19 protein-coding genes are annotated in these 20,747 nt (G+C 67.8%); 11 read left to right on the top strand and 8 right to left on the bottom strand.

Features of this window, described 5'->3' with window-relative positions; all coding sequences use genetic code 11:
• The first annotated feature begins 8 nt into the window (after positions 1-8).
• The 4 genes from ABD231_RS32905 to pknB all read left to right on the top strand — a co-directional run bounded on the left by ABD231_RS32905 (position 9) and on the right by pknB (position 6,189).
• Positions 9-1,400 (top strand): PP2C family protein-serine/threonine phosphatase, encoded by a 1,392-nt coding sequence (locus tag ABD231_RS32905; protein ID WP_344160836.1) that lies wholly within the window; start codon positions 9-11, stop codon positions 1,398-1,400.
• Positions 1,397-2,782 (top strand): FtsW/RodA/SpoVE family cell cycle protein, encoded by a 1,386-nt coding sequence (locus ABD231_RS32900; RefSeq protein ID WP_344160833.1) that lies wholly within the window; start codon positions 1,397-1,399, stop codon positions 2,780-2,782. The genes ABD231_RS32905 and ABD231_RS32900 overlap by 4 nt, the downstream gene beginning before the upstream one ends.
• Positions 2,779-4,233, top strand: coding sequence for a peptidoglycan D,D-transpeptidase FtsI family protein (locus tag ABD231_RS32895; protein ID WP_344160830.1), 1,455 nt, complete (start codon positions 2,779-2,781; stop codon positions 4,231-4,233). Before ABD231_RS32900 ends, ABD231_RS32895 begins: the two co-directional genes overlap by 4 nt.
• A gap of 114 nt (positions 4,234-4,347) precedes the next feature.
• Positions 4,348-6,189 carry a Stk1 family PASTA domain-containing Ser/Thr kinase gene (pknB, locus tag ABD231_RS32890; protein WP_344160827.1) on the top strand — a complete coding sequence of 614 codons (1,842 nt, stop codon included), beginning with the start codon at positions 4,348-4,350 and terminating at the stop codon, positions 6,187-6,189.
• A gap of 56 nt (positions 6,190-6,245) precedes the next feature.
• Here the strand turns inward: pknB and ABD231_RS32885 are convergent, their stop codons facing one another.
• Positions 6,246-6,863: an aminodeoxychorismate/anthranilate synthase component II gene (locus ABD231_RS32885; RefSeq protein ID WP_344160825.1), complete on the bottom strand. Its 618-nt coding sequence runs from the start codon at positions 6,861-6,863 to the stop codon at positions 6,246-6,248.
• Between the two features lie 27 nt (positions 6,864-6,890).
• The gene (locus tag ABD231_RS32880; protein ID WP_344160823.1) at positions 6,891-7,664 is read right to left on the bottom strand and encodes a DUF881 domain-containing protein; all 774 of its coding nucleotides are present in this window, start codon (positions 7,662-7,664) and stop codon (positions 6,891-6,893) included.
• A 112-nt stretch (positions 7,665-7,776) separates the two neighbouring features.
• On the opposite strand from ABD231_RS32880, the gene ABD231_RS32875 reads away from it, so the two are divergent.
• Positions 7,777-8,037, top strand: a complete 261-nt coding sequence (locus tag ABD231_RS32875) for a cell division protein CrgA (RefSeq protein ID WP_344160820.1) — start codon at positions 7,777-7,779, stop codon at positions 8,035-8,037.
• 22 nt (positions 8,038-8,059) lie between these two features.
• On the opposite strand, the gene ABD231_RS32870 is transcribed toward ABD231_RS32875, so the two are convergent.
• Positions 8,060-9,055, bottom strand: coding sequence for an ABC transporter substrate-binding protein (locus ABD231_RS32870; RefSeq protein ID WP_344160817.1), 996 nt, complete (start codon positions 9,053-9,055; stop codon positions 8,060-8,062).
• A gap of 259 nt (positions 9,056-9,314) precedes the next feature.
• On the opposite strand from ABD231_RS32870, the gene ABD231_RS32865 reads away from it, so the two are divergent.
• The 3 genes from ABD231_RS32865 (at position 9,315) to ABD231_RS32855 (ending at position 11,688) form a co-directional block, all read left to right on the top strand.
• Positions 9,315-9,839, top strand: a complete 525-nt coding sequence (locus ABD231_RS32865) for an EXLDI protein (RefSeq protein ID WP_344160814.1) — start codon at positions 9,315-9,317, stop codon at positions 9,837-9,839.
• A gap of 122 nt (positions 9,840-9,961) precedes the next feature.
• The gene (locus tag ABD231_RS32860) at positions 9,962-10,900 is read left to right on the top strand and encodes an ATP-binding cassette domain-containing protein (RefSeq protein ID WP_344160811.1); all 939 of its coding nucleotides are present in this window, start codon (positions 9,962-9,964) and stop codon (positions 10,898-10,900) included.
• A complete protein-coding gene (locus tag ABD231_RS32855) occupies positions 10,900-11,688 on the top strand; it encodes an ABC transporter permease (RefSeq protein WP_344160808.1) in 789 nt (262 codons plus the stop codon). Before ABD231_RS32860 ends, ABD231_RS32855 begins: the two co-directional genes overlap by 1 nt.
• On the opposite strand, the gene ABD231_RS32850 is transcribed toward ABD231_RS32855, so the two are convergent.
• Positions 11,685-12,365 carry a pyridoxamine 5'-phosphate oxidase family protein gene (locus ABD231_RS32850; protein WP_344160805.1) on the bottom strand — a complete coding sequence of 227 codons (681 nt, stop codon included), beginning with the start codon at positions 12,363-12,365 and terminating at the stop codon, positions 11,685-11,687. The genes ABD231_RS32855 and ABD231_RS32850 overlap by 4 nt on opposite strands.
• Before the next feature lie 172 nt (positions 12,366-12,537).
• Between ABD231_RS32850 and ABD231_RS32845 the strand changes: the two genes are divergently transcribed.
• Genes ABD231_RS32845 through ABD231_RS32835 form a run of 3 tightly spaced genes read left to right on the top strand, consistent with a single transcriptional unit; the run spans position 12,538 to position 15,345 of the window.
• Entirely contained in the window at positions 12,538-12,939 is a 402-nt protein-coding gene (locus ABD231_RS32845) for a hypothetical protein (RefSeq protein ID WP_344160802.1), read from the top strand.
• 18 nt (positions 12,940-12,957) lie between these two features.
• Positions 12,958-14,325 (top strand): MocR-like pyridoxine biosynthesis transcription factor PdxR, encoded by a 1,368-nt coding sequence (gene pdxR, locus ABD231_RS32840; protein ID WP_344160799.1) that lies wholly within the window; start codon positions 12,958-12,960, stop codon positions 14,323-14,325.
• Positions 14,326-14,376: 51 nt separating this feature from the next.
• A complete protein-coding gene (locus ABD231_RS32835; RefSeq protein WP_344160796.1) occupies positions 14,377-15,345 on the top strand; it encodes a hypothetical protein in 969 nt (322 codons plus the stop codon).
• Between the two features lie 3 nt (positions 15,346-15,348).
• Here the strand turns inward: ABD231_RS32835 and ABD231_RS32830 are convergent, their stop codons facing one another.
• From ABD231_RS32830 to arfA, 4 genes are all read right to left on the bottom strand, one after another.
• A complete protein-coding gene (locus tag ABD231_RS32830; RefSeq protein WP_344160794.1) occupies positions 15,349-15,723 on the bottom strand; it encodes a helix-turn-helix domain-containing protein in 375 nt (124 codons plus the stop codon).
• A 384-nt stretch (positions 15,724-16,107) separates the two neighbouring features.
• On the bottom strand, positions 16,108-16,947 hold the full coding sequence (locus tag ABD231_RS32825; protein ID WP_344160792.1) for a glycoside hydrolase family 43 protein: 840 nt from the start codon (positions 16,945-16,947) through the stop codon (positions 16,108-16,110).
• A gap of 1 nt (position 16,948) precedes the next feature.
• Positions 16,949-19,162 carry a family 43 glycosylhydrolase gene (locus ABD231_RS32820; RefSeq protein ID WP_344160790.1) on the bottom strand — a complete coding sequence of 738 codons (2,214 nt, stop codon included), beginning with the start codon at positions 19,160-19,162 and terminating at the stop codon, positions 16,949-16,951.
• 21 nt (positions 19,163-19,183) lie between these two features.
• Positions 19,184-20,674 (bottom strand): arabinosylfuranosidase ArfA, encoded by a 1,491-nt coding sequence (gene arfA, locus ABD231_RS32815; RefSeq protein WP_344160787.1) that lies wholly within the window; start codon positions 20,672-20,674, stop codon positions 19,184-19,186.
• Between the last annotated feature and the right edge of the window lie 73 nt (positions 20,675-20,747).

The following is a 20,747-nucleotide window of genomic DNA, read 5'->3' as shown; positions in this document are numbered from 1 at the left end:
CTGCCTCGATGACCCTGTCGCTCGACTACGCCGCACTGTCCGATGTCGGACGGGTGCGCCGCAACAACGAGGACTCGGCGTACGCCGGTCCGCACCTGCTGCTGCTCGCCGACGGAATGGGTGGCGCGGCAGCCGGTGAGGTGGCCAGCGCGGCGGCGGTCCAGGTGATCCGGCGGCTCGACACCGCCACCATCGGCGGCGAGGACATGATCGAGGCGCTGGCCGGTGCCGTGCACCGCGCCAACGAGCGGCTGTCCGAGCTGGTCGAGGAGGACCCCGAGCGCGAGGGCATGGGCTCCACCGTCACCGCGCTGATGTTCGACGGCCAGCAACTCGGCCTCGCACACCTCGGCGACTCCCGCGCCTACCGGATGCGGGACGGCCTGCTCTATCAACTCAGTCACGACCACACCTTCGTGCAGTCGTTGGTCGACGAGGGCCGGATCTCCCAGGAGGAGGCCTTCACCCACCCGCACCGCAACCTGATCCTGCGAGTGCTGGACGGCCGGCCCGACTCCGATCCGGACCTGCAGATCCTCGACGTCCAGGCCGGCGACCGGCTGATGCTGTGCAGCGACGGCCTGCCCGACTACGTCGCCGCCGAGGTGATCGCCGCCTCGATGGCCGACGGTACGCCGGACTCGGTCGTCGTCGAGCTGATCACGCACGCGCTCGAGGCAGGCTCCAACGACAACATCACCTGTGTGGTGGCCGATGTGGTCGAGACCCCGCCGGCCAGCGGGACCACCCCGCAACTGGTCGGGGCCGCGGCCGAGCTCGCCCAGGGCGGCACCGGCCGCGGTGAGGCGACCACGCTGGTCCCCGGCGGCAGCAACAGTGGTGGCAGCGGTGGCCGCGGCGGAACCCTCGACCCCGAGGAGCTGCGCTACGCGCCCCGCCCGCCGAAGCGCTTCCCGTGGGTACGGCGGATCCTCGCGGTGGTGATCATCCTCGGCCTGATCGGCGGAGCCGGCTGGTACGGCTACCGCTGGACCCAGGACCAGTACTACGTCGGCACAGACGGTGACTTCGTGGCGATCTTCCAGGGTGTGGACGCGGACATTCCCGGTATCACCCTGACCAAGGTCTACGAGAAGCAGCAGTTGCAGGTGGACAAGCTTCCGACGTACAACCGCCAGCAAGTGGAGAGCAATATCGAGGCCGACGACCTGCCCGGAGCCCGTGCGATCGTCAGCGAGCTGCAGGCGACGGCCGAGGAGTGCGCGAAGAAGCTCACCCCGCCGACGCCGAAGCCCAGCACGACACCGTCCAAGCCGCCGGCGTCGTCGAAGCCGCCGGCCAGCGCGCCGACGAAGGCCCCGTCGGGGACCCCGTCCGGGACTCCGACGAGCACCCCGGGCGGCACGGCCAACCCGGACGACTGCGACGGCGTCAAATGAGTATTGCTTCCACGTCAGTCATCCAGATCATTCCGCGCACCCGGCGCGGGGTGGAGTTGTTCCTGCTCCTGATCGCCGTCGGTATCTCGGTCGGCGCCTATGTCAACATCGGGATCACCGCCCAGGGCGGCGTCCCGGCCAGCACCGGCCTGTACGCCGCGGGGATCGGCCTGCTGGCGTTGATCGCCCACCTCGCGCTGCGCTTCCGGGCGCCGTACGCGGATCCGGTCATTCTCCCGTGTGCGGTGCTGCTGAACGGTCTCGGCGTCGCGATGATCCACCGGATCGACCTCGGGCTGACCTCGATCGGCCGGACCAAGGGTGTCCCGTTCGCACCGCAGCAGATCACCTGGACCGCGGTCGGCGTCGTCCTGTTCCTCGCCGTGGTGATCGTGATCCGCGACCACCGGCGGCTGCAGGCCTTCACCTACACGCTCGGCCTGGTCGGTCTCGTGCTGCTGGTGCTGCCGCTCGTCCCAGGCCTCGGCGTGAACATCAACGGCGCGTCGATCTGGATCCGGGTGGCCGGGATGTCCTTCCAGCCCGGTGAGTTCGCCAAGGTCTGCCTGGTCATCTTCTTCGCCGGCTACCTGGTCGTGAAGCGGGACGTGCTGACACTGGCCGGCCGCCGGTTCCTCGGCCTCGATCTGCCGCGCGCCCGCGACCTCGGCCCGATCCTGGTCGCCTGGCTGGTCAGCTTGGGCGTCCTGGTCTTCGAGAGCGATCTCGGCTCGTCGCTGCTGTTCTTCGGGCTGTTCCTGTTCCTGCTGTACGTCGCCACCGAGCGGGCCGGCTGGCTGATCATCGGTGGCCTGCTGTTCGTCGCCGGTGCGTACTTCGCCTACCAGACCTTCGGGCACGTCACGAAGCGGATCAACGACTGGCTGGACCCGTTCTCGATCGACGGCGGCCAGATCGCCGTCGGCCTGATGGGCCAGGCCTGGGGCGGCATCCTCGGTCGTGGCCTCGGCCAGGGCCAGCCGCACCTGACCCTGTACGCGAACAGCGACATGATCATCTCCTCGTTCGCCGAGGAGCTCGGCCTGACCGGGCTGATCGCGATCCTGCTGGTCTACACGCTGATCATCGAGCGCGGTCTGCGGACGGCGCTGGCCTGCCGGGACATCTTCGGCAAGCTGATCGCGACCGGTCTGGCGATGTCGTTCTCGCTGCAGGTCTTCGTGATCGTCGGTGGTGTCACCGGCCTGATCCCGCTGACCGGTCTGGCCACCCCGTTCATGGCGCTCGGCGGTACGTCGCTGGTCGCGAACTGGGCGATCATCGGGCTGCTGCTGCGGATCAGCGACCAGGCCCGCCGACCACAGACGCCGGCCGCCCCGGTGTCCGACGAAACGATCGCGATGGCGGTGCAGAAGGCATGAACTCGGCGATCCGACGACTGGCCGTGGCGGCGATGGTGCTGATGCTCGCGCTGATGGCGAATTCGACGTACCTGCAGGCCTTCCGGTCCAACGAGCTCAACGGCCGCAACGACAACAAGCGGGTCCGGGACTCGCAGTTCTCGGTCGACCGCGGCGCGATCCTGATCGGCACCAACACCCCGATCGCGAAGAGCGATGCGTCCAACGACCGGTTCAAGTACCAGCGCAGCTACCCCAACGGGCCGGTCTACGCACCGGTGACCGGCTACTACTCCTACCTGTTCGGCCGGGCCGGGATCGAGCTGAACCAGAACTCGGAGCTGAACGGTTCCGACCCGTCGCTGGCGTTCCGCCGGATCATCGACGTGATCAGCAACCGTCCGCAGCAGGGCGCGAGTGTCACCCTGACGCTGAACGCGGCGGCCCAGCAGGCGGCGTACAAGGGTCTGGGCGACAAGAAGGGCGCAGTGGTCGCGATCGAACCGAAGACCGGCAAGATCCTGGCCCTCGCGACCACCCCGTCGTACGACCCGAACCAGCTCGCGAGCCACGACCTGAGCAAGGTGTCGGCCGCGTGGAAGAAGCTCGACGCGGACCCGGACAAGCCGACGCTGAACCGCGCGGCGCGCGAGACCTACCCGCCCGGCTCGACCTTCAAGCTCGTCACCGCCGCGGCCGCGCTCTCGAGCGGCAAGTACACGCCGGAGAGCAAGACCAACTCGCCGGCCGAGCTGCCGCTCCCGCAGACCACCACCCCGCTGGTGAACGAGGACCGCAAAAACTGCGGTGGCAGCAACAACGCGACTCTGACGATCGCCCTGCGCTACTCGTGCAACACCGCCTTCGGCAGCGTCGGTCTGGACATCGGACCGGATGCGCTGCGCGACCAGGCAGCCAAGTTCGGCTTCGGCGAGCGCCACCTCCCGGAGCTGTCCGGTGTGGCCAGCGCGTTCCCCGGCGACCCGAACCAGCCGCAGACCGCGCAGTCCGCGATCGGCCAGTTCGACGTCCGCGCGACCCCGCTGCAGATGGCGATGGTGGCCGCCGGGATCGCGAACAAGGGCGAGGTGATGAAGCCCTACCTGGTCCAGAACGTGAAGACCGCGAACCTGAAGACGGTGTCCGAGACCAAGCCGGAGTCGCTGCACCAGGCCGTCACTCCCGAGGTGGCCGCGCAGCTGACCGGCATGATGGTCGACGTCGTCAAGAACGGCACCGGCAAGAAGGGCCAGATCGACGGTATCGAGGTGGCCGGCAAGACCGGTACGGCGCAGACGTCGCCGGAACGCCCGCCGTTCGCCTGGTTCACCGCGTTCGCACCGGCCAACGACCCGCAGATCGCGGTCGCGGTGATGATCGAATCGGCGGACGTCGCCCGCAACGACATCGCCGGTGGCGCACTGGCCGCGCCGATCTCCAAAGCGGTGATGGAGGCGGTGCTCCAACGATGAGCACCATACGGAATGATGCGTTCACAGAGCGTCTTTCCAACGGGGATCCACGAGGCGCAGTCGCTACCGTGGGCAAATTGAGTGTGTTTCCGGACAGGTTGGAAGGCTGAGGTCATGACATCGCAGGCACGTCTCGTCGGCGGCCGGTACGAAGAAGGCGAACCGCTCGGCCGCGGCGGCATGGCCGAAGTGCGCCGGGGGATCGACAACCGGCTCGGCCGGGCGGTCGCGATCAAGCGGCTGCGGGTCGACCTGGCCAGTGACTCGACCTTCCAGGCGAGATTCCGGCGGGAGGCCCAGTCGGCGGCCTCGCTGAACCACCCGACCATCGTGTCGGTCTACGACACCGGCGAGGAGCCGGACCCGAACGGTTCCGGCATCACCATCCCGTACATCGTGATGGAACTTGTCACCGGGAAGACCCTGCGGGACCTGATCCGCGAGGGCCGCAAGATCATGCCCGAGCGCGCCCTGGAGATCACCTCCGGCGTGCTCGAGGCGCTGGACTACAGCCACCGGGCCGGCATCGTGCACCGCGACATCAAGCCCGGCAACGTGATGCTGACCCCGCAGGGTCAGGTCAAGGTGATGGACTTCGGGATCGCCCGTGCGGTCGCCGACACCACCTCGGACATGACCCAGACCGCGGCCGTGATCGGCACCGCGCAGTACCTGTCGCCCGAGCAGGCCCGCGGCGAGACCGTGGACGCCCGCTCGGACCTGTACTCGACCGGCTGCCTGCTGTACGAACTGCTCGTCGGCCGGCCGCCGTTCGTCGGTGAGTCGCCGGTGTCGGTCGCCTACCAGCACGTCCGGGAGCAGCCGCTGCCGCCGTCGTCGTTCGACCCGGACATCCCGCCGGAGGTCGACGCCGTCGTCCTCAAGGCCCTGGTGAAGAACCGCGACGAGCGCTACCAGAGCGCGACCGAGATGCGTCAGGACCTGCACCGGGTGCTGGCCGGTCAGCAGGTGACCGCACCGATGCACGCGGTCGCCGAGACCCGGGCGATGGCCCCGACCGCCGTCGCACCGGCCGCCACCCAGACGTTCCGGCGGACCAGCGACGACCTGCTCCCGCCCGGCGGTGGCGACGACGACCTCGAGGACACCCGCGCCCGCCGGAACCGCGGCCTGGCCTACTTCCTGCTCGGCCTGGCCATCGTCGCGGTCGCGATCGGTGGCTACGCGCTGATCAACAACATGGGCAAGAACAACAACAACGGCGGCGGGGGTGGCTCGACGACCCCGGTCGTGCAGAAGGTCGCCGTACCGGATGTCAGCGGGCTCACCACCTCGCAGGCGACCGCGAAGCTGGCCGAGGTGAAACTGGTCTTCGCCCAGGGCGACTCGGTGCCGAGCCAGACCGTCGACAAGGGCAAGGCGATCTCGTCGACGCCGGCCGCCGGCACCGAGGCCGAAGAGGGCTCAACCGTCACCGTGACGTTCTCCTCCGGCCAGCAGTCCTTCTCGGTACCGGAGGGGTTGATCGGGCTGCCCGAGGACCAGGCCCGATCGAAGATCGAGAACGCCCCGGGTGGCTTCAAGGTCGCAGACAAGAACATCGAGAAGGACTCCGACAAGGACGCCGGTACCGTGCTGGCCATCAGCCCGGACCCGGGTAAGAAGTACGGCTCCGGGACGACCTTCACGCTGACCGTCTCCAGCGGCAAGGTGATGGTCGAGGTGCCGCAGCTGCTCACCGTGCCGGCGGACGACGCCATCGCTCAGCTGAAGGCGAAGGGCTTCCTGGTCGGCCAGAAGTACGGCGAGGACCCGAACGCGGTCGACGGCACCGTGATCGCGCAGAGCGTCGAGGGCGGCACGAAGGCCCAGAAGGGCAGCACGATCACGATCACCATCAACCGGCTGCCCGACGGTGACCCGAGCGGCGACCCGTCGGGGGACCCGTCCGGCGACCCCAGCAACCCGACGACCACGCCGATCATCGGCGGCTGACCACAGCCCGGTACGACGAAGCCCCCGCCTCGGCGGGGGCTTTCGTTTGGCCGGAGTCAGCTGACGAGCGGGGCCATCCCGGCGGAGCGCTCGACGGCGCCGGCGTCACCGCACATCTCCAGCCAGTTGGCCAGCATCCGGTGGCCGCCTTCGGTGAGCACGGACTCGGGGTGGAACTGGACGCCCTCGACCGCCAGGTCCCGGTGCCGGGCCGCCATGATCACACCGGCCTCGGTGCGGGCGGTCACCTGCAGTTCGTCCGGGACGGTGTCCTGCGCGATGGCCAGCGAGTGGTACCGGGTCGCGGTGAACGGCGACGGCAGGCCGCTCAGGACGCCGGCGCCCTCGTGGAACACCTGGCTGGTCTTGCCGTGCAGCAGCTCATCGGCCCGGCCGACCACGCCGCCGTACGCGACGCCGATCGCCTGCAGACCGAGGCAGACGCCGAAGATCGGCACCTGGCCACCCGCCTCCTTGACGATGTCCACGCAGGCACCGGCCTCTTCCGGGGTCCCGGGACCGGGGGAGAGCAGGACACCGTCGTACGCCGTGACCTGGTCAGGGGTGACCTCGTCGTTGCGCAGCACGGTGGTCTCGGCCTGCAACTGCTGCAGGTACTGCACCAGGTTGTAGACGAAGGAGTCGTAGTTGTCGACGACGAGGATCCGCGGCATGCGGCCCATTCTGACAGGCGGGCCGAGTTAACGCCCGCCGGTTGCGGTCGGGCTGACCGTCGGCGTCCGGTCGAACCCGGGCACGGTCGCGCTCTGCAGGTCCAGGGTGCCCTCGTAGGCGGGCATCGCGATCGACGACTCGGTCTTCACGTCGTACCCCAGCTGGAACTTCACCACGTAGTCCTGCAGGTTCTCGATGTACTTCGAGTCGTCGAGCGCCTTCTGCAGCTTCCGCCGGTCGCCGATCGCGGTGATCTTGTACGGCGGCAGGTACGGAACGCCGTGCAGGACGACGGAGTTGCCGACGCACTTGATCCCGGTCGTCGAGATGACCCGGTGGTTCTGGATCGAGAGCGCCTCCGCGCCACCGGCCCAGAGCGCGTTCACCACGGCCTGGATGTCCTGCTGGTGGATCACCAGCCAGTCGGCGTCCACATCCGGGTTGTCCCGGACCACTTCCTTCGGGGCGTCCTTGAGCGTCACGGTGAGTCCAGGACCGGTCACCGGAGTGATGCCGACCGCATCGGACAGGCTCTTCAGCCGCTTGGCCAGCTTCGGGTCGATCGATCCCTGCTGCGCCTGCAGCTGCTCGATCTCCTGGGTGAGCGTCGCGTGCTGGCGGACCAGGGCGGCGCTGCGGCGGCTCTGCTCCTCCACCAGCCCGGCCAGCGTCGTGTTCCGGCTGGGTCGCAGGTCGGTCCCGCGGGCACTGGTGGCGCTGGTCGCGAAGAGCAGACCGGCGCACAGCAGCGCCAGCGGCACGCCCGCGCGCCACAGTGAAATCCGCTTCAACCTACGCACCAGTCACCTCCAGATCGCTCTCTGCACTACGCTAACCCGGGACCGGACCGACAGGTCCGAGCCTCCTGGCCCTCAAGAGGTCAGCTTATGCGTCCTTACAAGGAGTTCAGCCGTGCCCGAGTCGAGCAGTCGTAACAAGAAGAAGACCGAGAAGGTCAAGGCCGAGAAGACGCCGAAGCAGCCGCGGACCCAGAGTCGGGTTTGGGTGGCCCCGCTGATGCTGGCGTCCTGGCTGCTCGGGCTCGCCTGGCTGGTCGTCTTCTACGTCGCCGGCCAGGACATCCCGGTGATGAAGGACCTCGGCAACTGGAACCTGCTGGTCGGCATGGGCCTGATCGCGCTGGGCTTCGTCGTCTCCACGCAGTGGGTCTGACCCAACTTCTGACCCGCGGGCCTCAGCCGGTGATCGGGCGCACCTTGCCGAGGTCTGCGGTCAGCTGACGCAGTGCGGGCGCGAACTGCGCCCAGCTGGTCGGCGTCTCCGGGTTCCAGGCGAACACCTGATTCGCCCGTACGGCGGGCAGCCGGGCGAACGTCGGGTACTTCGCCCTGTCCACGGTGAACGCTTCGGCGTTGCGCGCGTCGTACAGGATGACGTCGGCCGGGTACTTGTCGGCGAGCTCCCAGGAGACGTTCTCCCAGTGCGGCTCCTTCGGGTCGAAGTCCGGCGTGACGAAACCGACCCCGAGCTTCTTCAGCAGGGACAGGTCGGAGAACGCGGCCGGATTGCCGAAGTACAGACCGTCCTTGGCGCCTGAGACGAAGAGGACCTTGAGTCCCTTCTGTCGGCCGGCCAAGTCGCTGAGCGCCTTCGAGGCGGTCGCGAAATCCGCCTTGGCCTTGAGGACCGGCTCGGCCTTGAGGTCGGCGCCGAGCGCGGCCGCGAGCTCGGCGTACCGGTCGATGACCGTATCCACCGAGCGCTCCCGATAGTCGACGCCGAGCGTCGGTGAGATCGCCTCGATCGCGGTGACGGACTCCTTCGGGACGTACCAGAGTTCGTTCGGGATGTGGATCGGCGCGATCAGCAGGTCCGGCTTCAGTGCGGCGAACTTCTCCACCGAGAACTCGCCCCAGGTCTCCGAGAACGAGGTGACCTTGCTCAGATCCACGCTGCCGGCCAGGATGTCCGCCGTACCGTCCGCCTTCTTGGCCTTGCCGAAGGTGCCGACCGGGCGCAGGCCGAGATCCCACAGTGCGGCGGCGGACTGGATCTGCGCGACCAGCGTAGTGGGCCGGGACGGCCGGGTGATCTTCACCCCGCGATCGTCGGTGAAGTCCCACGGGCCGGTCGCGGCACCGCCCAGATCCTGCGGATCTTCGGAGTTCGAGCAGGCGGAGAGCACGACGGCGGCTCCCGCTCCGAGCAACAGACTTCGCCGGGACAGCATCGCGGAGCTCCTTCACGGGTGATCGAGTAAGGCAAGCCTTACCTTAGATCACGGCCTGGGTTCGGAGTTATCCACACCCGTATCCCCAGCTGTGCACACCGTTTCGGCCGACTTATCCCCAGGTTGACCCCAGCTTTTCCACCGTTTCCACCGCAAACTGGGCCAAATCTGTGGATAAATCAGGTTTTGCCGACGACTGTTTCCACACCGTTCATCTCAGGCTGGCGCTCTACGTACAGCTATGCGTATAGTTGTACTTATGCCGAACAAGACGATCTACGTGTCGGACGACGACCTGCCGCTGTACAAGCGTGCCCAGGAGCTGGCCGGCAACCTGTCCTCGGCGATCTCGATCGCCCTGCGCAAGTACGTCGAGCTGGAGGAAGGCAAGCTCGAAGGGTACGACGAGATCACCGTCCGGGTCGGGCGCGGATCCGGACGTAAACAGCGGTTCTCCGGGGTCCTGCTCGCCGAGGGCGGCCGATCGAGCAGTTCCGGCTACGAGGCGTTCAAGGTGTACCGCACCCGGAGCGGGAAGTTCGTGTTGCACGCCGACCGGAGCGCGCAATTCACCCAGGGCGCCGACGACGAGAAGTACCTGTCCGGCTGGCGGTCCTGGGTCGGCAACTGGAGCACCGATCAGTCCTGGAGCATGGCGCAGGGCGAAGCGACCCTCGACGTGGTCGACACCGTCGAGGAACTGCGTGACCTGATCCCGAACGACCTCTACGACCTGGTCGAGATGGCCGCCGACCAGCCCGCGGTGGAGGACCTAGACATCTAGCTCGTCCCCACAACCAAACCTCCCGGCGCCCCTTCAGGTCGGCCGGCTGGTCCTGCACACCCTTTTTCACCCCACACCACACCCCAGGGCGGCGGCAGCCTGCCCGGAAACAGGAATCTCTCATGTCTGCAGCGATCGAAGCCCTCGGACTGCACAAGTCCTACGGCGACAAACTCGTCCTCGACGGGATCGACCTGACTGTTGCCCAAGGCACCATCTTCGCCCTGCTCGGGCCGAACGGCGCCGGCAAGACCACCGCCGTACAGATCCTGTCCACGCTGATCACCGCGGACGCCGGCCAGATCCGGGTGGCCGGACACGACCTGTACGCCGATCCTGACGCGGTCCGGGCCGCGATTGGCGTCACCGGGCAGTTCTCGGCGGTCGACGGGCTACTGACCGGCCGCGAGAACCTGATCATGATGGCCGACCTGTACCACCTCGGCCGCCGGGCCGGGCGGGAACGGGCCGACCAGTTGCTGGCGCAGTTCGACCTGGTCGAGGCGGGCAGCAAGCTCGCGATGACGTACTCCGGCGGTATGAAGCGCCGGCTCGACCTGGCGATGACGCTGGTCGGCAGCCCGCAGATCATCTTCCTCGACGAGCCGACGACGGGTCTCGACCCGCGCAGCCGGCACAGCATGTGGACGATGATCCGGGAGCTCGTCGCAGGCGGAGTCACGGTGCTGCTCACGACGCAGTACCTGGAAGAGGCCGATCAACTGGCCGACAGGATCGCCGTACTGGACCATGGCCGGTTCGTCGCGGAAGGGACGCCGGAGGAGCTCAAGCGGCTCGTGCCCGGCGGTCATGTGCAGCTGCGGTTCAACTCGCCGGAGGAGTTCACGCTCGCCGGTCAGGTGCTGCCGACCGCTCTCCCCAACACCGAAGCGCTGACGCTGCAGGTGCCGAACGACGGCAGCGTGCATGCCCTGCGCGACCTGCTGGCCCGGATCGAGGACGCCTCCCTCGAGGTCAGCGAACTCACCGTCCACACCCCCGACCTCGACGACGTCTTCTTCGCCGTCACCGACCACTCCGACCAGAAAGTTGCCAGCTGATGAGCACCACGTCGTACGCCGTGGCCGACACCGCCACCATGTTGCGCCGCAACCTGCGGCACTCCCTGCGCTATCCGTCCCTCGCGGCGGGCGCCATCGGTATGCCGATCATCATGCTGCTGCTGTTCGGTCTCGTCTTCGGCGACACCTTCTCGGCCGGAATCAACGGCGGCGGATTCGACTACCTGGACTTCCTCACGCCCGGACTGCTGCTGATGTCGATCGCCTCCGGCACGATGTCACCCGCGATCGGCGCGGCCGTGGACATGACCGAGGGCATCGTCGCCCGCTTCCGGACGATGGCGATCTACCGGCCGTCGGTCCTGACCGGGCACGTGCTCGGCAACGTGATCCTGACCATCGTCAGCCTGACCCTCGTGGTCGGCTTCGCCGTCCTGATCGGGTTCCGCCCGAACGCGTCGATCGTGGACTGGCTATTCGCGGCCGGGCTGCTAATCCTGGTCACGATCGCGCTCACCTGGTTCGCGATTGCACTCGGCCTGATCAGCAAGACAGCCGAGGGCGCGAGCAACATCGTGCTGCCGATCAGCTTCGTGCTGCCCTTCCTCAGCAACACCTTCCTGCCGCTGGAAGCAATGCCGAGCGGCATCCGCTGGTTCGCCGAATACCAGCCGTTCACCCCGATCATCGACACGCTCCGGCACTTGCTCCTCGGTTCGCCGATGGAGTCCGGCTCCGGCTGGCTGGCCATCGCCTGGTGTGTCGCGATCACCATCGTCGGCTACTTCTGGGCCCAGAAGAGCTACAACAAGGGCACTGCGGCTTAAGAAGGAGCTCCGAGCTGGCTGGCGCGGGTCCGGACGTGAGCCGGCACCAGCAGGTCGCAGTCCGAGTTCGTGATCGGCTCGTCGGCAACCACCCGGAGCGGAACCACGCCGGTCCAGTGCGGAAGGTCCAGGTCGTCGGGTTCGTCGTTCGCCTCACCGGTACGCGTCTTCACCGACGCCTCGGTGAGCGCGAGCGCGAGCACCGACGTCTTGGCCAGCTCCTTGCGATTCGGCGCCCTCGTGCCGGACGAGCGGCCTGGAACCAGATGGTCGACGATCCGGTTCAGCCCCTGCAGCTTCTCCTCCGCATCCGTGACAAGCCGCGGTACGCCGAAGATCACCGCCGACCGGTAGTTGACCGAGTGATGAAACGCCGACCTCGCCAGCACCAGCCCATCCGCATGCGTCACCGTCACACACACCGTCTGCTCCGGAGCCGCCACCACACTCCGAGCCGCCACCGACCCATGCAGATACAACGTCCCGTCCGGCCCCCGATCCAGATCCACCCCGTACGCCGTCGGCAAAACCACCGGCACCCCGTCCATCACCACCCCCAGATGGCAGAACATCCCCTCGGCCAGTACGTCGTACAGCGCCGCCCGCTCAGTAGCGGCGCGCTGCTTCTCCCGGCGAAGCGAAGTCCGAGCGGTCGGTTGCATGGGCGTCGTCGTCATGTGTCCAGCGTCGGCGACGAGTGGCCTGCTGCCACGGTCCACTTGCCGTCGAATCAGGTAGTCCACTTACCGCACGCTACGTAGTCGCCTACGTACCAGTTCGGTTGTCGGGCCTGATCTCCACTGCTGTTATTGCGGCATAGACCGCTTTACCTCACGCCCAAGGAGATCAATGAACCGCCTACTGGCTTCCGCCGCCACCCTCGCCGCCCTCGCCGCGGCCGCCGTCATCGCCCCCAGCCAGGCCAGCGCCTCGGTGCAGGAGACCTGCACCGACATCAACTACCGCGGCGTCGCGGGGACCAAGATCGAACTCTGGCAGTGCATCAACGCGCCCGGCGCGAACGGCCGGATCGCCTACCGCGCGTACATCTACGACACCTTCTCCACTGACGTAGCGATCATTCGGTACCGCGGCGGTGGCGAGTTGGCTCGCGCCAGGACCAGCGGATTTCTCGGCTCCGCCCTGACCACTTTCTTCTGGGGCGGTAGCCCGACCGAGCTCCAGGCCTGCGCCGAGATCTCCGGCCACGGCTTCAACTGCGCCTGGACGAAGAACGACGGGAACAGCTGACCCACCTACGATGACGGCATGCCGATGGACAGTTCACTGCCGCTGGTGGTGAACCGGTCTGTCGGCATGCCGCTGCATTTGCAGGTGGCTGAGCAGTTTCGGGCGGCGGTGGTGGATGGGCGGCTGCAGGCTGGGCATCGGTTGCCTTCTACACGGGATTTGGCGCGGCAGCTCGGGGTGTCGCGGGCGGTGGCTCAGTCGGCGTATGACCAGTTGCAGGCTGAGGGGTGGATCGAGGGGCGGACCGGGGCGGGGACGTTTGTCACTGATGTGGCTCCGCTGCGGCCGGCTGAGCGGCGGCGTACGACGTTTCATCCGCCGCCGGAGAGACATCTGCTGACGCTGCGGCCTGGGATCCCGTTCATTGATCCGACGCCTGATCCTGGGTGGCGTCGGGCATGGCGGGAGGTGTCTGCGCAGTCACCGCCTCGGGGGTACGACGATGCCGCGGGGTTGCCGGCGCTTCGCGTTGCGCTGGCCGAGCACGTCGGGCGGGTGCGCGGGATCGCGTGTGGGCCGGAGAACATCCTGGTCACCAATGGAACCGTGCACGGACTGCGGTTGCTGCTCGCGGTGACGCGGAAGCCGGGGGACCGGATCGCGATCGAGGACCCTGGCTACCTGAACGCGGTGGCTGCTGCGCATGACCACGGGCTCGCGATTGTCGACGTACCGGTGGATCGGGACGGGCTGCAGGTGTCGGCTCTCACCGATGACCTGCCTGCGGTTTATGTGACGCCTTCGCATCAGTACCCGCTCGGTGGTCGGCTCCCGGTTGCCCGGCGCAACGAGCTGATCCGGTGGGCACGCCGTACCGGGGCGATGTTGATCGAGGATGACTACGACAGCGAGTTCCGCTTCGACGTGGCGCCGCTGCCGGCGCTCGCCCAGCTCGACCTGGACCGGGTCGTCCACCTGGGCACGTTGTCCAAGACCCTCAGCCCGGCGCTACGCCTGGGGTGGCTGGTCGCCTCCGACGCGACTGTCGACCGCCTGGCCACCTTCCGCGCCAACTCCGGCGACTGGCCCGGCTGGCCGATGCAGGCCGCCCTCCTCTCCATGCTCCGCGACGGCTACCTCGACCAAGTCATCCGCAAACACCGCCGCCGGTACGCCGAACGCCGTACCCACACGTGTTCCGTCCTCGCCCCCTACGGCCGCATCATCGGTCAGGACGCGGGCCTCCACATCACGCTCCTCCTGCCCGACCACCTCGACGACCGCGAGGTCTCCGCCCGAGCCCGCGAAGCCGGCGTCGCGGTAGCTCCGCTCTCGGACTACCGCCGTTCCATCCCGGGCCCACCCGGCCTCGTCATCGGCTACGCCACCCCCACCACCGACGACCTGCACCGAGCTCTCACGATCCTGACCGAAGTGATGTTTTAGGCTGACTCGAAAGGCTGACGCACTGGACCGGCCACCTGCCACGCTCGACCCATGCATCAACGAGCCGGTCTGGCACTCCTCGCCCTTGCCCTCCCGCTACTGGCGCCGCAGCTCGCCCACGCCGCACCGGCAGAGAAGTGCCTGCAGCACCCGCTGACCGCCGTACCCGGCCTGACGAGCGTGGGCGCATCCGGCGCCGCACCGGCGGGACGGTTCGTGGTCGGAACCGGTGAGCGCACTGACGGCCAGCGCAGTGTGGTCCGCTGGCACGACGGCGTACCAACGCAGCTCGGCGTGACCGGCGACTGGGCGCTCGCAATCGATGCCAGCGACGACGGACAGATCCTCATCACCACCAACGCGGCGAACCTGCGCTACCGCGACGGATCGGCCGAGCAGCTCCCAACACCCGCCGGGTACGCCGACGCCCGGCTGAGCGCGATCGACAACGCCCACGGCTTGGCCGTCGGCTACGCGACGGACGCGAACGGCCAGAACGGTCACGGTGTGGTCTGGAGCGCGACCAACCAGCCCCGTGTCCTCCCGGTCCCGGCCGGCTTCAACCATGCGATCGCCAACGACATCGACGACGACGGCACCGTGGTCGGCATCATCCAGGACTGGGACTGGGAGAACGCCGGCGTCCGCGCCCAGGAAGCCGTCATCTGGCGACCCGACGGCACAGTCGCCCTCCTCCCCAAGTCAGGTTCCTACCCAGAAGCAGCCGCCGTCCGCAACGGCATCGCGGTAGGCACCGACGCCGGCCAAGCCGTCCGCTGGGACCTCACCACCGGCGCGCCCGCCACCCCAATCGCCCCCGGCAAAGCCACCGCCCTGAACGACCGCGGCGACGTCCTCATCGACACCAACGCCGCCATCACCGGCCAAGGCCTCCGCCCCCTCGAACAGAAGGACCCCGGCGGCGCCTCCGGCATCGCCCCCGCCGCCATCACCAACACCCGCCAGCTCTACGGCACCGACGGCTACACCAACCAGCCCGTCCGCTGGAACTGCAGCTGACCGCTAGGCCGACCGAGCGCCCCGGAACCGGTCGAGGTCGAGCTCGACCTCCATCCCATTGAGGACAGCCACAATCCGGGGCTGCCTGGCCCCGGTCGCATGCAGGTAGTCGGCCAGCGTCGACAACAGCATGTCGTGGTGACGCTCGACCCGGGAGACCACCGCCTGGCCGACGCCAAGCTTCTGCGCCAGCTGAACCTGCGTCAGGTCCCCGGCGCGCCGGATCATCGCGAGGTTCTCGGCATACAGCCGATCCATCTCAGCCATCTCGGCCCGGAGCTCAGCGACGCGTGCCGCCCGCTCCGGATCGGCGAGCAACTTGTCCAGATACGCGTTGCCACGCTCGAAGCCGGCCGGGGCAGTGTCGTTGTCGGTCATGCCTGTCCCCTCATCTTCTCTCGTTTCCACTGGTCGATGAGCCCGTCAGCCCGCGCCCCGACGGAGTTGTAGAACACGTCGCCGATCCGGGCCTTGTCACCGCGACGACCACCGTGCCCCACCCTCCCCGCCCCCAAAGAGCAGCCACCCCACCTTTGTGCACGGATCGCGTCTTTGGGTAGCTGCCAACCACGCAGAGCCCGCCGAAATGGTTGGTGGGTTCTCAAAGTGGGTGTCTGTGCACAAAGAGCAGCGGACCTACCTTTGGGCGCGAAGTGGTGGGGTGCGGGTGGTTGCGCGGTCGTAGAGACTCACGCCGCACTATGACATCGGTGCCATATGACTCGCAAGTCATATGGGTGGCTGAATGAGTGGGCGGAACTGTCATCCACCGACGATCGGGTGGTCGCCGTTCCAGGTGAGTTCGGTGATGTGCACGGTGCGGCCTCGGGGGTCGGTGCCTACTTGGGTGGGGTCCCAGGCGTGGTAGACGAAGTAGTCGCGGTCCGGGGTTGAGAGGACCATGTTGTGGCCGGGGCCGCCGGGGCCGGAGAGGATCGGGGCGCCGGACTTGGTGAAGGGACCGGTGGGGGTTGGGCCGACTGCGTGGCCTACGGCGTACTGCGGTTTGTCGAAGGCGTTGGCTGAGTAGAAGAGGTGGAAGAGGCCGTTGCGTTCCAGGACGTAGGGGGCCTCTACCAAAGTGCCTTCCCAGGGGAGGGTTTGTTTGATGAGGCGGTGTGACGGGCCCACGAGGGTGAGCCCGTCGTCGGACAACTGCTGGGCGTAGATCCAGGTGTCGACGCCGATCGCGTTGCCGTCGTTTTTCCAGTAGAGCCAGTCTCGGTACGGCGAGGCGTCGATGGAACCGCCTTCGTCGGCCTGGCTCAGAAGTGGCGAAGGCGATTTGTCGACATATGGACCTAGCGGGTTCGTGGCGACCGCGACGCCGACCGCTTGGTGGCCGGTGGTCGGGTCGGCGGAGGTGTAGTACATGAGGTAGCGATCGGGGCCGTGGGCAACTACTTCGGGAGCCCAGACGCGGCCTGGGGTGGTCCACGCCGGCAACGTGGGGAGCGCGTCGCCGACGGGCTCCCAGGTCCTCAGGTCACGGGACCTGAGGGTTTGTACGTTGCCGAGGGGGCCGTTCGTCGCGTAGGCGCAGAACGTGTCGTTCACGGCCAGGACGAACGGGTCGGCGAAGTTGCCGGCGTAGACCTCCATGTCACTTGCTCTCGTAGAACCGCAGGTAGTCGAAGGTGGCGACCGGTGCGGGGTTCGCGCCGGTGAACTCGCCGTGGGCGAAGAGACCGAGCTTTGCCGGGGCCGACAGGACCCACGACGCACCCCAGGTCCAGTTCTTGCCGTCCACGCTGGATGCGGCCCGGTATACATGCTCTCCGGCCGCGTTCTTGTGGTACGCCAGCCGCATCCACTGCGTCGGTGCCGAGCGACCGATCGCGGCCACGCCATAGCTCGTCGCGCCGTCTGACGGCCGCGCCACCAACTCCCGCCCGTACTCGATCTGTCGCGTCTTCCAGATCGCGACGTTGCCTAGTCGCGCGAAGTCGCTGTCGTTCAGGTACGCGATCATCCCGGCCTGCTGGTAGTTGCGGATATCGCCCGACCCGGTGTCCAGGTGCAGCTTGGTCTCCGCGATCCAACTGTCCCCGGCGGGCGTGTTGTGGAACAGCAGCCCCGCGTTGTTCCCGCCACCAACGAGGTCCGCGTTCTGCAACGGCCACGACAACTTGCCATCAGCAACTACTGCCTTGGCATCGGGACGCACCCAGGACCAGTCCGCACCAAGCTCACCGGAGAAGTCGTCACCCGCGAGCAGCTTCCCAGGCTTCGGTACGGCGGCCAACCGTCGTACCGGCGTTGCCACCGGCCGCACGGTCAGGTTGTCCACCTCGGCCGACCCGACCCACCGCACCGGCGCCGCAGCCAGCTTCAACCCCGGTACGTCGACCTTCGCCTCGGCGTACACATCGCCAAGCCCGGCGTCGTTGACCCGCGCACTCACCGTGGAGCCCGACACCTCGACGATCAACTTGTTCCATTGCGCCCGGTCAAAATCGGCCGGCAACGAAGCAGACGCCGTACGACGCCCTGCCGCGACCGTCACCTTGCCATCCGCAACCTTCGCGAAGACCTGGTGACCGCCAAGCACCGTGGTGAACGACGACCCGAGCCGAACGTCGGCCTCGACCCGAAGCGAACCAGGTGCAGCGGACTTGCGGGTCTGCGCGGCACCCGAGATCGCGGCCGTCGGCCCACCCAGCGCATCACCAGGGCGCCTGGATGCACCGGCAAGACCACCAGCCGGATCGGATGCATCAATACCCAGACCGGACCCGGTGACCGGCGCGGGCACCGGACCCTCGGACGGACCGGAACCGGCGCGGGTCCGCGGCCAGCCGTCGATCCAGTCGATGCGGTCGATCAGCATCGGCCGGCGGTTGATCCCGAACGGGTCGGTCAGCCAGGCCGCGTTGCGGTCGATCGCGTGGTAGACGATGTGGTCCTGACCGGCCGCGTCCGTCATGAACGCGTGGTGTCCCGGTCCGATCCACTTGTTGCCGTTCTGCGTGATGACCGTCGTTCCGCCGACGCGCGACTCGGTCATCGCGACCCCGTCGGCATCCAGGAACGGGCCCTTGGGAGAGCGAGAACGCCCGGCGAAGACCGAGTAGCCGGTGGTCGGGCCGGCGCAGCAGTTCATCGACGACGCGGTCAGGTAGTAGTAGCCGTCGCGATAGACGACGTACGAACCTTCGTAGCGGTCGCCGATCGTCACCTGGGTCGGTTCGCCGACCGCGTGCAGGCCGTCCGGGGTCAGCTCGGTGACCGAGATGCCGCCGTAGAAACCGCCGTAGTACATGTACCGCTTGCCGTCGGCCGCAGTCAGCAGCGCGGGGTCGATGGTGTTGTACCAGCCACCGTTCCCATCGGACTTCGGCGTCACGACCGGCCCGTCGCTGACGGTCCACGGCCCGGTCGGGGTCGGTGCGGTCGCGGCGCCGATCGCGAAGTCGCTGCCAGGGTTGGCCAGCGTGTCGGTGACGGTGAAGTACATGACGTACTTGCCGTCGAAGTACCGGATGTCCGGCGCCCAGAAGAACGATCCCGGCGCGGCCCAGGACGGCTTGGTCTGCTCGTTGAAGACCGTGCCCAGGTACTCCCAGGAGCTGAAGTCCTTGGTCCGGGCCATGTGCATCAGGCCGAACGGACCGTTCGCAACGAGGGGATCGGACGTGGCGTACGCGTACCAGTAGCCGTCCCGGCCCTGGATGATCGACGGGTCGGCGAACGTGTCGGCGAAGCTCGACGAGATCGCGTTGGTGGTGGTCGGCGCGGGCGCTGCGGTAGCGGCCGACGTACCGGCGGCGACGGCGGCCACAGCGAGCGCTGCGGCGAGGAATCGTTTGGGAGGCACGGGCAGGGGTCCCCTCTCGGATTACACGGTGAGCTGAATCAGATGCCACGAAGCCGGTGGCAGCGTGGCCGTGCAGACGCCGTCGACGATCGCGGTCCCCTCGATCACCCGGGGTACCACCCGGTCCGGATCGTCAGCCGTGTTCACGGCCGCACGGTCGTCGTCGTACAGGGCCAGGTGCCGCGTAACCGCGCGCAGCCCACCGGCCGGAATTTCCAGATCGATCTTGTCGGTCTCGCTCCGGTTGACCACGAAGATCGCGATCTCGCCGGTCTTCTCGTCGTACGTCGCCGTGCTCCACAGCGCGGGGACGCGGCCGAACGCGGCCGTGTCGATCTCGGGCCCGTCACTGATCGCGGTCTGCAGGACAGTCGGACCGGCGTACCGAGCGGTCAGGGCGAACGGGTGGAAGATCGACTGCCGCCACGCCCGTCCGCCCGGCTCGGTCTTGATCGGGCCGATCACGTTGACCAGTTGGGCGAGGCAAGCGATCTTCACCCGATCGGCGTGCCGCAGCAGCGTGATCAGCAGGCTGCCGACCACGACCGCGTCGTCGACGGTGTACGTGTCCTCGATCAGCGGGCTCACCTCGCGGATGCCGAGGCCGAGCTCACCGGGGAAGTCGGACTGGCGCCAGACGTTCCATTCGTCGAACGAGAGGGTGATCTCTTTCGAGCTGCGCTTGAGTGCCTTGACGTGGTCGGCGGTCGCGATCACCGACGAGATCATCCGGTCCATGTCCTCGGCCGAGGCCAGGAAACTCGCCGGGTCGTCGCGAGGTTCGTAGTACGCATGCAGGCTGACGTGGTCCACCAGCTCGTAGGTGCGCTCGAGGACGACCCGCTCCCATTCGCCGAACGTCGGCATCCCGGCGTTGCTCGATCCGCAGGCGACGAACTCGAGCTCGGGGTCGACGCGGCGCATCGCGTTCGCGGTCTCCTCTGCCAGCCGCGCGTACTCCTCGGCGGTCTTGTGACCGATCTGCCAGGGCCCGTCCATCTCGTTGCCAAGGCACCAGACCTTGATCCCGTACGGCGCCTCATGTCCGTTCGCGACGCGGCGATCGGGGAGCTCGGTGCCGGCCGGCAGGTTGGTGTACGAGAGCAGCTCGACCGCTTCCTTGATCCCGCGGGTCCCGAGATTGACCGCCCAGACCGGCTCGACCTCGGCCTTGCCGGCCCAGGCGACGAACTCGTCGGTGCCGAACTGGTTCGGCTCGATCGCCCGCCAGGCCAGGTCGAGCCGACGCGGCCGCTGGTCCTTGGGCCCGACCCCGTCCTCCCAGTCGTAGTTCGAGACGAAGTTGCCGCCGGGATAGCGGACGGCGGTCACGCCGAGTTCGCGGACCAGCTCGAGGACATCGGTCCGGAAACCGTCCGCATCGGCCGTCGGATGCCCGGGCTCGTAGATGCCGGTGTAGACACAGCGCCCCATGTGTTCGACGAACGATCCGAACAACCGCCGGTCCACCGCTCCGACGACGAACGCCGGATCCACTACGAGCCGTGCCATGAAACCTCCACCAATCAGAGCATTACAACGTTTACCGCGGATTCTTACAACGATTGACATCCGCGGTAAAGGG

The organism is Kribbella yunnanensis, assembly GCF_039529655.1.
In the GTDB taxonomy this organism is placed as follows: Bacteria; Actinomycetota; Actinomycetes; order Propionibacteriales; family Kribbellaceae; genus Kribbella; species Kribbella yunnanensis.
The sequence above is the reverse complement of the archived record's forward strand: the minus strand, read 5'-3'. Positions and strand labels throughout refer to the sequence as shown.

Excerpts from the sequence above, each read along its gene's own strand:
- ABD231_RS32905 (WP_344160836.1), top strand. The coding sequence starts at position 9 with ATGACCCTGTCGCTCGACTACGCCGCACTGTCCGATGTCGGACGGGTG.
- ABD231_RS32900 (WP_344160833.1), top strand. The coding sequence starts at position 1,397 with ATGAGTATTGCTTCCACGTCAGTCATCCAGATCATTCCGCGCACCCGG.
- ABD231_RS32895 (WP_344160830.1), top strand. The coding sequence starts at position 2,779 with ATGAACTCGGCGATCCGACGACTGGCCGTGGCGGCGATGGTGCTGATG.
- pknB (WP_344160827.1), top strand. The coding sequence starts at position 4,348 with ATGACATCGCAGGCACGTCTCGTCGGCGGCCGGTACGAAGAAGGCGAA.
- ABD231_RS32885 (WP_344160825.1), bottom strand. The coding sequence starts at position 6,863 with ATGCCGCGGATCCTCGTCGTCGACAACTACGACTCCTTCGTCTACAAC.
- ABD231_RS32870 (WP_344160817.1), bottom strand. The coding sequence starts at position 9,055 with ATGCTGTCCCGGCGAAGTCTGTTGCTCGGAGCGGGAGCCGCCGTCGTG.
- ABD231_RS32865 (WP_344160814.1), top strand. The coding sequence starts at position 9,315 with ATGCCGAACAAGACGATCTACGTGTCGGACGACGACCTGCCGCTGTAC.
- ABD231_RS32860 (WP_344160811.1), top strand. The coding sequence starts at position 9,962 with ATGTCTGCAGCGATCGAAGCCCTCGGACTGCACAAGTCCTACGGCGAC.
- ABD231_RS32855 (WP_344160808.1), top strand. The coding sequence starts at position 10,900 with ATGAGCACCACGTCGTACGCCGTGGCCGACACCGCCACCATGTTGCGC.
- ABD231_RS32850 (WP_344160805.1), bottom strand. The coding sequence starts at position 12,365 with ATGACGACGACGCCCATGCAACCGACCGCTCGGACTTCGCTTCGCCGG.
- ABD231_RS32845 (WP_344160802.1), top strand. The coding sequence starts at position 12,538 with ATGAACCGCCTACTGGCTTCCGCCGCCACCCTCGCCGCCCTCGCCGCG.
- pdxR (WP_344160799.1), top strand. The coding sequence starts at position 12,958 with ATGCCGATGGACAGTTCACTGCCGCTGGTGGTGAACCGGTCTGTCGGC.
- ABD231_RS32835 (WP_344160796.1), top strand. The coding sequence starts at position 14,377 with ATGCATCAACGAGCCGGTCTGGCACTCCTCGCCCTTGCCCTCCCGCTA.
- ABD231_RS32830 (WP_344160794.1), bottom strand. The coding sequence starts at position 15,723 with ATGACCGACAACGACACTGCCCCGGCCGGCTTCGAGCGTGGCAACGCG.
- ABD231_RS32825 (WP_344160792.1), bottom strand. The coding sequence starts at position 16,947 with ATGGAGGTCTACGCCGGCAACTTCGCCGACCCGTTCGTCCTGGCCGTG.
- arfA (WP_344160787.1), bottom strand. The coding sequence starts at position 20,674 with ATGGCACGGCTCGTAGTGGATCCGGCGTTCGTCGTCGGAGCGGTGGAC.